The organism is Draconibacterium sp. (assembly GCF_041583095.1).
Classification (GTDB): Bacteria; Bacteroidota; Bacteroidia; order Bacteroidales; family Prolixibacteraceae; genus Draconibacterium.
This window is the reverse complement of record NZ_JBFHGM010000223.1, coordinates 1-8195: the sequence shown is the minus strand read 5'-3', so window position 1 is coordinate 8195 and position 8195 is coordinate 1. Positions and strand designations below refer to the sequence as shown.

At 40.2% G+C, this 8195-nt stretch carries 8 protein-coding genes; 6 read left to right on the top strand and 2 right to left on the bottom strand.

Translation table 11 applies throughout. From position 1 onward, the window contains the following. The coding region (locus tag ABZB17_RS17200; RefSeq protein WP_372651929.1) for an N-acetyltransferase family protein at positions 1 to 487 on the top strand (487 nt) is incomplete at its 5' end. 112 nt (positions 488 to 599) lie between these two features. After that, the gene (gene ovoA / locus ABZB17_RS17195) at positions 600 to 2699 is read left to right on the top strand and encodes a 5-histidylcysteine sulfoxide synthase (protein ID WP_372651927.1); all 2100 of its coding nucleotides are present in this window, start codon (positions 600 to 602) and stop codon (positions 2697 to 2699) included. 103 nt (positions 2700 to 2802) lie between these two features. Here ovoA and ABZB17_RS17190 read toward each other — a convergent pair whose 3' ends face one another. Then, positions 2803 to 3921 (bottom strand): gamma-glutamyl-gamma-aminobutyrate hydrolase family protein, encoded by a 1119-nt coding sequence (locus ABZB17_RS17190; protein ID WP_372651925.1) that lies wholly within the window; start codon positions 3919 to 3921, stop codon positions 2803 to 2805. A gap of 170 nt (positions 3922 to 4091) precedes the next feature. Between ABZB17_RS17190 and ABZB17_RS17185 the strand changes: the two genes are divergently transcribed. Beyond that, positions 4092 to 4910 (top strand): prohibitin family protein, encoded by an 819-nt coding sequence (locus tag ABZB17_RS17185; protein WP_045033276.1) that lies wholly within the window; start codon positions 4092 to 4094, stop codon positions 4908 to 4910. Positions 4911 to 5094: 184 nt separating this feature from the next. Continuing rightward, positions 5095 to 5577, top strand: coding sequence for a PaaI family thioesterase (locus ABZB17_RS17180; protein ID WP_372651923.1), 483 nt, complete (start codon positions 5095 to 5097; stop codon positions 5575 to 5577). A gap of 51 nt (positions 5578 to 5628) precedes the next feature. Here ABZB17_RS17180 and ABZB17_RS17175 read toward each other — a convergent pair whose 3' ends face one another. Continuing rightward, the gene (locus tag ABZB17_RS17175) at positions 5629 to 5814 is read right to left on the bottom strand and encodes a hypothetical protein (RefSeq protein WP_372651921.1); all 186 of its coding nucleotides are present in this window, start codon (positions 5812 to 5814) and stop codon (positions 5629 to 5631) included. A 152-nt stretch (positions 5815 to 5966) separates the two neighbouring features. On the opposite strand from ABZB17_RS17175, the gene ABZB17_RS17170 reads away from it, so the two are divergent. Then, positions 5967 to 7874: an OmpA family protein gene (locus ABZB17_RS17170; protein WP_372651919.1), complete on the top strand. Its 1908-nt coding sequence runs from the start codon at positions 5967 to 5969 to the stop codon at positions 7872 to 7874. A 72-nt stretch (positions 7875 to 7946) separates the two neighbouring features. Continuing rightward, a partial coding sequence (locus tag ABZB17_RS17165; protein WP_372651917.1) for a hypothetical protein occupies positions 7947 to 8195 on the top strand: 249 nt, incomplete at its 3' end.

The following is an 8195-nucleotide window of genomic DNA, read 5'->3' as shown; positions in this document are numbered from 1 at the left end:
CCTGGTAAAATTGTACATCGATACATTTTCGAAGGGTAAAAGTTTTCAATATCATTCTGAAAGTGAAACTGCAGCATACCTTCAATCGATTTTTGATGTTGGATATGGGATTCTTGCCATGGAGAAAAATGAATTAGCCGGCGCAATTCTGTTAACACCTTTAAGTTTTGATGAACTGCTGCCCGAAGAAATTGCACACGATTTTGATGTGACACGTTCGGTTTATGTTGCTGAAATGATGGTTGAACAATCAAAACAAGGGCAGGGGATAGGTAAAAGGTTACTGACCTTTTTTCTTGAAGAAGCAGATCGAAACAAGTTTGACCATTCTTTTATAAGGGTTTGGATAGAAAACAAAGCTGCTGTTGGTTTGTACAAAAAAATGGGTTTCGAGGTTTGTGCAACAATCGTTCAGCCCAAATTACTGTCCGATAAAAGTGGTACTTTCGATTTCCAGAAGATCTATCTTCATCAGCACCTCAGCTGATTTTCCGACTCAATATTTATCAATAACTTAAACGATTATGATTGTTGATTTGCTATATGCTGATTATATTCGTTAATATTTTAAAACCCGATTCTCAAGGATATATTACATTATGAACAATTTGATAACCCATACAACCGATTTGATTAACGGAGATGCCGAACAAAAAAAGGCAGAAATCCGCGATTACTTTTTGAAAACATATACGCTCGATGAAAAACTATACGAGCATTTAAAAACCGATGAAGCTTTTTATCGCAGGGCCGATCCGTTGAGACATCCGCTTATTTTCTATTACGGACATACGGCCGTGTTTTTCATTAATAAACTGGTGCTGGCTAAAATTCTGGATCATCGTATAAACTCCCATTTCGAATCTGTTTTTGCCATTGGAGTAGACGAAATGAGTTGGGATGATTTAAACGAATCGAATTATGACTGGCCTACCGTAAAAGAGGTTTTTGAATACCGACAAAAAGTTAAAGAAGAGGTGTTAAAGGTTATCGATTCAACTCCGCTGACTTTACCCATTAACTGGGACAATCCGTTTTGGATTATAATGATGGGAATTGAACACGAGCGGATTCATATCGAGACTTCTTCGGTGCTGATACGGCAGTTACCGCTTGATTTTTTAAAGCCAAATGTTTTCGATGCTCCATGTAAGGAGTCAGGAGATGCACCTGAAAACCGCATGTTAAACGTTAAGGGAGGAGAAGTGATTATCGGAAAACCATACGATCACCGGTTTTACGGTTGGGATGTGGAATATGGTGAGCATCAGGTTGAGGTTGATGATTTTAAAGCATCAGAATTTCTTATTTCGAATGGTGAGTTTCTTGAGTTTATTAATGACGGTGGGTATAAAAAAGAAGAATACTGGACTGAGGAAGGATGGAACTGGTGCCAATACAAAAAAGCTGAAGTTCCATTGTTTTGGCGTAAAGATGCTGATAAATATTTTTTGCGGCTTTTTGATCAGGAAATTGAAATGCCATGGAACTGGCCTGTTGAGCTGAATTATTTGGAAGCAAAAGCTTTTGCCAACTGGAAAACAAAACAAACAGGGAAAACATATCGCCTGCCAACTGAGGCGGAATGGTATCGACTGGCGGAACAAAACGGTATAAACGATGCTAATTTTGCAACAGTGCAGGCAAATATTGGTTTCGAGAAGTTTGTGTCGCCATGCCCGATAAATCAATTTAAACAAGGTGATTTTTATGACATCATCGGAAATGTTTGGCAATGGACCGAAACACCGGTCACGGGTTATCCGGGGTTTAAAGTGCACCCTTTGTACGACGATTTTTCAACGCCAACTTTCGATGGTAAACACAACATGATAAAAGGTGGTTCGTGGATTTCAACCGGAAACGAAGCTACCTGGCATGCCCGTTATGCCTTTCGCCGCCATTTTTATCAGCATGCCGGATTTCGATTGGTGGAGTCTGAAAATCCATTGATTATCCGAAACGATTCATACGAAACGGATGCGGAAGTGGCACAATCGTGTGAATTTAATTATGGAAAGCCGGTTTTGGGCTTCGATAATTTTCCAAAATGTATTGCCGAAATCTGTAAACAATATGCTGGCGATCAAAAGTTGCTGAAACTGCTCGATTTGAATTGCGATACCGGACGAACAGCTTTTGAATTGTGCGATTCCTTTAAACAGATAACAGCAATTGATTTTTCGGCACGTTTTATACGAATGGCAATTCATTTGCAGGAACAAGGCTTTGTTCGCTATATCACAAAAGATGAAGGTGAATTGGTGCAATATAACGATGTGCAATTATCAGATCTTGGGTTGAATGCGAAAGATAACCTGCAATTTATGCAGGCTGATGCCAACAATCTGAAACCAATTTACAGTGGCTACGATGTAATTTTAGCCATAAACTTATTGGAAGAATTATATAATCCGAAACATTTTTTGACAAGTATTCACGAACGATTAAATACCGGAGGAATTTTTATTTTGGGTTCAGGCTACGACTGGGAAAAGAACAATATAAAACGCGAAAACTGGCCGGGAGCGTTTAAGCAGGATGGAGAGCCGGTAACATCCTTTGAAGGCATAAAAGCACTGCTGCAAGATAATTTTGAATTGGTGAACGAGCCAGTTAGCCTGACAGCGGCAAAAGCAATATCATCCCGTAATATTGAAATTTCGGTGGTTGAAATCTCAGTTTGGCAAAAGCTATAAAGAGCAAGTAGAAAGAAAAGAGAAGCCCGAAGTTCGATGAAATACTCAAACTCCGGGCTTCTCTTTTTAAGCTAACCGGCATATCAGTATTTTGTTGAAACCCTCAACGCATTTTCGGCTTTTTTACTTCTTTAAACGATTTTGAAATATAGTCCCAGTAATCTTTATGAAATTTCACATCTGATTTTCCAAGGATATCATGATAGGTTTTTGGCTCATCATCAGGATGGAAAATCTTTAGCCCCATATCTTCGTACAATGCCGAAACCTCAGGGTGAAACTGTACGGCAAAAACATGTGGGTATGTGCTGTGCACAACTCCTTCAATAATTTTTCCGTCGGGCGACAAACAGGTTACTTCCAAACCTTTTCCCAGCTTTTCGATGGCCTGGTGGTGACTGCTGTAAATGCGCGGTGTAGCCTTTTTCGACACTTTTATGGTTTCTCCAAAAAACGGGTTGTCAGTAAATTGTATCGTGTGCAGGTTAATGCCCATAAACAGCGAATCTTCTTCAATTAACTGCCAGTAGTTGCGGTGCATGTTGGCACGGCCAATGGAAACGGTTTCTTCGGGTGTTTCGGCATTGTAAATTTCCGCAGGAATATCCTGAATCAATGTCCCGCCGGTACCCACATTCATGGTTTGCATGCCCAGGCAAAACCCTGTTACCACATAATCGGGCCGCTCGGCAAGGAAGGGTTTAAAGGACTCGTTTTGATAGCCTCCCAGCAAATGAAACATAAACGTGGTTTCGTAATAATGCCGGGCCGGAGTGTATACTCCCGATTTTGTATTTTCTTCGCCATAAATGGCAGGCGGAATATCGGCACCACCAAAAAAGATAATCCCGATTGAGTTATCGAAAACCTTTTTCAGCTGGGCGCTAACATCATTTTCCCTGTATAAATTTGTTTCGTTCAACTCGCCGGTAATTTCGTGCAGAAAAAAGTTATCAAGGCCGTTTTCGTTTATGTAGTCCTTCGTTTTTGTGTAATCGCTGTTCTGTTTTTCGTAATAAACACCAACAAATTTTACCTTGTTCTTTTTTACTTTCAGAATACTGTTCTCAGTAAGGTATTGAATGGTTTTTATGCGATTAACAGTGGGATCGCAAAGAATAATGTATTTTTTGCGGGTATTAAAGTCGGTATCGAAAAATTGTTGTGCAAATGAGTTGCTTACCAGCAGAAATGCAAACAGAAGTAAAAGCAGCTTTTTCATGAAATAATATTAATTTATTTTTTTTTGACCAGAGTTTTTCAACACCAAAATTAAAAGATTAACACTTCCAACAATGCTTTGAACAAGGTATTTAAATAAAACATAATTTAGGCACTACTCCTCCTATAAACTTTGTACATTTGTCTAATCATATAAAAAGAAAAAAGGTTATGAAGTTCAATTTTAAATCATCTTACCTGGTATTGGGTGCTGTTGTGTTAATTGTTTTGCTGCTTTTTGGCGGCCGCATGTTTAAAATATTAAAGCCGGGTGAAAAGGCTGTAATTTTTAAGCCTTACACCACAGGTTTGGATAAGGATAATATTTTTGGTGAGGGATTCCATATTATAGCTCCATGGAACGAACTGGAGGTATATAATGTGCGCGAACAACAGCGCGATGAAACAATGGATGTGCTCGACAAAAACGGACTTTCTGTTAATGTGGATGTTACCGTACGTTTTAATCCATCGTACAGTAAAATTGGTTTTTTGCACGAGCAGTTTGGAGTTAACTTTATCAATGTGTTGGTTATTCCTGAAGTTAGGTCATCGGTACGTCAGGTTGCCGGTCGTTATACTGCCGAAGAAATTTATTCTACAAAAAGGGCAGAAGTGGAGCAGACAATCATTACAGAAACAAAAAAAGCATTAAGTGCAAACTTTATTGATATGCGTGCTTTGTTAATCCGGTCGATTAATCTACCCGCTCAGATAAAAGGTGCGATTGAAAATAAATTGCAGCAGGAACAGGAAGCGTTAGCCTACGAATTCCGTTTGAAGCGAGAAGAGTCAGAAGCAGAGAGACGCAGAATTGAGGCTGAAGGTATTGCCAATTATAACCGCATTATTGATGCGAGTTTAACCGATGCGATCTTAACTCAGCGTGGTATTGAGGCAACAACATCGCTGGCCGAGTCGCCCAATTCGAAAGTTATTGTAATTGGTAGCGGAAAAGACGGACTGCCTATTATTTTAGGAAATAATTAGAAGCTTTAAATAAGTTAAAAAGCGAGCTGGTATTTACCGGCTCGTTTTGGTTACGAGAATATTATCAAAGCTAACTTGTCAACCCCTATCGTAACTTCGTTCCGATTGTCTCCGTCAGCTGACAGAGGACAGGAGCGCCGAAGAAGCGACAGGGGGTGAGATTGAAAATGTTAATTTATTAAGCATGAAAAAAATCAAAAATCCCTGGAAAGATCCTAAGAACATTGGCGAATACAATTGTTTTGCCTGTTCGCCATACAACAGTGCGGGCCTCCAGCTCGAGTTCTGGGAAGATGATGCAGAGATTATTACAAAATGGAAGCCGGAGCGAAGTTACGAAGGCTGGATTGGTGTTTTACACGGTGGAATTCAGGCTACTCTACTCGACGAAATCGGTGGGTGGGTGGTTATGTTGAAACTAAAAACTGCAGGCGTTACCACTGATATGCAAGTGAACTATTTAAAGGCAGTGAAAGTTTCGAAAGGCGAAGTAACCATAAAAGGAAAACTGGTATCGCACGAAGGACGCACAGCAAAAATAAGTGCATCGTTGTACGACGGAAGCGGTGAGGAGTGTGCAAAAGCAGAGCTCTCGTACTTTGTTTTTCCTGAGAAAATAGCCAAAGCACGTTACCAATACCCCGGTATTGAGGCCTTTTACGATTAATGGTTCTGCAGCCTCTGTCGTGCAGAAAAGTTGAACTAATATGAAAGGAAACTATTCTTCTTCGTCGTCGAATTCAGAAGTATAGTCTAACATATCGTCATCTTCATCTTCATCGAACTCGTCGTAAATAGAATATTTATGTTTTGAACTTTTTTCACGGGAACCTCCGTGTTTCTTTTGTTTTCGGTCGAATTTGTCCAATTCGGGGTGTCGGGTTTTGTTCACTTTCTTTTTCATCACGTCAGCAAACCAATGTCATTAATTGTAAAACTGTTATATTAATTAAATTTACGAAAGCAAAATAGAAAAAAAATAAATAAAACAATTCATTCGTTTATTATTTTTCGCAAATTGTGTTTTTATACGAAAGTATTTGTAATATGTTATCAATGAGTAGATTAAAAAACATTCTATTTTTAGTAATCTGTGGAATGTGCTGGATTGGCACATTGGCACAAGATAATAAGCGTTCAGACAAGCTGTTTGAAGAGGCCAGAAAGTACTATGTGGAAGATAGTTATCCGGCAGCTATTGAAGCTGCTGACAAGATTTTACAGAAAGATCCGGAGTACGCACCGGCGCATCTTCTTTTGGCTGAAATTTATAAAGATATCGACTCATCGCGGCTGGAAATAAAGCACTTGTCAAAAGCCGTGGAACTGGATGATAACCCGCTTATCGATTTCAGACTAGGGGAAGCTTTTTACAAACTAGGCATGTATTCTGAAGCACTCAGTTTTTACGAAAAGTACACAGAAAATAAAAATATCCCCGAAAAGCGGCAGTTTCTTTTGGCCTGTAAAATAGCCAGTTGTCGTTTTGCCATAAACAGCATCGAGAATCCTGTAGCATTTGAGCCCACTAATTTGGGTGAGGAGATAAACACCGCCAACGATGAATACTGGCCTACGCCTTCATTAGATGGAAAACATCTGGTGTTTACCCGATTGATGAAAGACGGTGGCCGGGCACAGGAAGACTTTTTTATGGCCGAGATCGATTCTTTCAACTGGGACAATGCCGTGCCAATGAGCGATGTAAATACATCAGATAACGAAGGTGCACAAACATTATCCGCCGATTCAAAAATACTGTTCTTTACCGCCTGTAACCGCGAAGACGGATTGGGAAGTTGCGATATTTATTTCTCGCGGTTGCTTGAAGGAAAGTGGACTGAGCCGAAAAATGCAGGCGCGCCGTTAAACACTTCGTCGTGGGAAGGACAACCTTCGTTGTCGTCGGATAACCGTTTCCTGTATTTCTCAAGTAACCGGACAGGGGGAAAAGGACAAAAAGACATCTGGAGAATTGCTTTTAACGGTTTTTCTGCCGAAGGCGCACCGCAATGGGGAAAGCCTGAAAACATGGAGGCGCTGAATACTTCAGGCGATGAGATTTCACCGTTTATTCATGCCAATAACCATAATTTTTACTTTGCTTCCGATACACATGTTGGTATGGGAGGACTTGATTTGTTTACCGCCGAAATAAACGAAAACGGCAAGGTGGAGAACCTGAAAAATATGGGCTACCCAATAAACACCTACAAAGATGATATGGGCCTGACCATTAGTTCGATTGGTGATATTGCCTATTTTTCGTCGGCAAGAGAATCGGATAACGGGCTTGATATTTTTTCGTTTAACCTCGATCGTGGTTTGCAGCCGCGACCTGTTACTTATATCAAGGCAAAAGTTACAAACAAGACAAGCAAACAGCCGGTTATGGCCGATATCGAACTGCTTAACCTGAATTCTGCCGTAAGTGAGCCGCGCATCGAAAAGGCCGATGAAAATGGCCAGATTATGCTTGCACTGCCTGTTGGGCGCAATTATGCATTTAATGTTTCGGAAGATGGATTTATGTTCTATTCTCAATCTATGCGCCTGGCTGACGAGAATTCCCTGACCGATCCGTTTATTCTGAACATTGAATTGGAGCCGATAGAATTAGGGGCAGAAATGGATCTTCACAATATTTATTACGAAACCGACTCGTTTGCCATTCTTTCCGAATCGGAACCGGAACTTCAGAAGCTGGTTGACTTTTTGAAAAACAACAGTGGCTTAAAAGTCGAGATTCAGGGACACACCGATAGTTCGGGTAATCCGGAAAGTAACCTTGAACTTTCGAAATTAAGGGCAAAATCGGTGGTTGACTACCTCGTTGAAAATGGTATTCCAGGCGGTCGTTTGCAATCGGAAGGATATGGCGATACAAAACCTGTAGCTACCAACGAAACGGTTGAAGGACGTCGCTTAAATCGTAGAACAACGATTAAGATTATTGCCAAATAAAGTTTTTTGGATCCTAACTTTGTTAGTTGTTTCATTTGTCTAATTTTATGGAGAAAACCAAAGATTTGATAAATGAAACAGCTGCTTTGTACCGCATTCTTATTGGTGTGTCATTTTTTTACCGCATCCTCACAAGAAAATTATCTCAATCAGTGGCCATCGTTTCGGGGGCCGTTTGCTAAAGGTTTTGTTGAAAATGCAAAAACGGTTAGTAGCTGCAATATAGAAACCCGAGAAAAAGTGCTCTGGAAAGCTCCGATACCCGGCATAGGTCATTCCAGTCCGGTCATTTGGGACGATAAAATATTCAATTCAACAGCT

What these genes read in the sequence shown, in the direction of transcription:
- ovoA (WP_372651927.1), top strand. Translation starts at nt 600, where the DNA reads ATGAACAATTTGATAACCCATACAACCGATTTGATTAACGGAGATGCC.
- ABZB17_RS17190 (WP_372651925.1), bottom strand. Translation starts at nt 3,921, where the DNA reads ATGAAAAAGCTGCTTTTACTTCTGTTTGCATTTCTGCTGGTAAGCAAC.
- ABZB17_RS17185 (WP_045033276.1), top strand. Translation starts at nt 4,092, where the DNA reads ATGAAGTTCAATTTTAAATCATCTTACCTGGTATTGGGTGCTGTTGTG.
- ABZB17_RS17180 (WP_372651923.1), top strand. Translation starts at nt 5,095, where the DNA reads ATGAAAAAAATCAAAAATCCCTGGAAAGATCCTAAGAACATTGGCGAA.
- ABZB17_RS17175 (WP_372651921.1), bottom strand. Translation starts at nt 5,814, where the DNA reads ATGAAAAAGAAAGTGAACAAAACCCGACACCCCGAATTGGACAAATTC.
- ABZB17_RS17170 (WP_372651919.1), top strand. Translation starts at nt 5,967, where the DNA reads ATGAGTAGATTAAAAAACATTCTATTTTTAGTAATCTGTGGAATGTGC.